The following is a 339-nucleotide window of genomic DNA, read 5'->3' on the forward strand; positions in this document are numbered from 1 at the left end:
TTTGAAAATTAAACAGAGAAGATAAACAAAGTCTAAAACTAGACTTAAACTAAACCAGCAATTCTTTTGAAAAAAGACTTACTAAGTAAGTAAGCTATGATTAAACTTTAAATTGAGAGTTTGATCCTGGCTCAGGACGAACGCTGGCGGCGTGCCTAACACATGCAAGTCGAGCGGAGAAAGTTCTTCGGAATTTTCTCAGCGGCGTACGGGTGAGTAACACGTGGGTAACCTGCCTTATAGAGGGGGATAGCCTTCCGAAAGGAAGATTAATACCGCATAACATTTTCATTTCGCATGAAATGGAAATCAAAGGAGCAATCCGCTATAAGATGGACC

The 339-nt window shown here is 40.4% G+C and carries 1 rRNA gene; it reads left to right on the forward strand.

Annotated elements, in window-relative coordinates:
* Nucleotides 1-108 precede the first annotated feature (108 nt).
* Nucleotides 109-339 (forward strand): 16S ribosomal RNA (locus OCU55_RS23820); the annotation flags it as partial.

This window comes from Clostridium folliculivorans, assembly GCF_024341905.1.
Classification (GTDB): Bacteria; Bacillota; Clostridia; order Clostridiales; family Clostridiaceae; genus Clostridium_AR; species Clostridium_AR folliculivorans.